We start from the raw sequence: 692 nt of genomic DNA, 5'->3' as shown, positions 1-692 counted from the left end.
TGATGCGGTCGCCGTTGTACTCGGCGATGCGGCGGGCGTAGTCCGCGCTGGACTGAGCCGCCAGGAGTTGGCGCTGGGCTTCTTCCAGCTCGCGCTGGGCCAGTTCCTTGGGGGAGGGTTTGCGGAAAGGGTTTAGGAATTTCATGGGGTGCTTTCAGTTGGAACGGAGAGGTTTGTCTTTGGCGGCACGATCAGGCGAGCAGGTGTGCATAGTCTTTGAACAGGCGCGATTCCCAGTCGGTTTCGCCAAGGCATGCGCGCTGGATGAAGGCCCAGCTCGGCACGTCCTCGCGGTCGATTTCGCGGCACCAGATAGGCATACCGAGCACGCGGGTGACGCGCTCAAGCACCTGAAAACCGGTGCAGTCGCTGCGCGTCCACCGGCGCACGCGGTGGGTGGTGGCGATGATCTTCACGATCAGGCCGTCACACCGTTGATCCGAAGAAACTCGCGGCGCTCGGCGATGCTCTTGATGCCGGCGGCCTTGCGGAGCATCGCTGCTTTGCCCAAGTCTTCGCAGTAGCGGTGGGTTTGGCCGAGGACGATCCAGGTGTGCAGGGAGTCCTGCGCGTCGATCTCCAGCTTGATGGCGGCCATTTCGAGCCACTTGGTGCTGACGGTGAGTTTGCGGGTCATCTGGTGCTTTCGTTGGTTTGTCGTTACTGACAACTGAACTTTACCGACAAGTGTG

2 protein-coding genes are annotated in these 692 nt (G+C 61.3%); both read right to left on the bottom strand.

What is annotated here, in order from left to right; all coding sequences use genetic code 11:
- Window positions 1–191: 191 nt before the first annotated feature.
- Window positions 192–416 (bottom strand): hypothetical protein, encoded by a 225-nt coding sequence (locus I6F47_RS20440; protein WP_114488343.1) that lies wholly within the window; start codon window positions 414–416, stop codon window positions 192–194.
- Between the two features lie 2 nt (window positions 417–418).
- Window positions 419–692: hypothetical protein (locus tag I6F47_RS20435; protein ID WP_231609273.1), on the bottom strand; the 274-nt coding region annotated here is incomplete at its 5' end.

This window comes from Pseudoalteromonas sp. NZS37, from assembly GCF_015864265.1.
GTDB classification, from domain to species: domain Bacteria; phylum Pseudomonadota; class Gammaproteobacteria; order Enterobacterales; family Alteromonadaceae; genus Pseudoalteromonas; species Pseudoalteromonas arctica.
The sequence above is the reverse complement of the archived record's forward strand: the minus strand, read 5'-3'. Positions and strand labels throughout refer to the sequence as shown.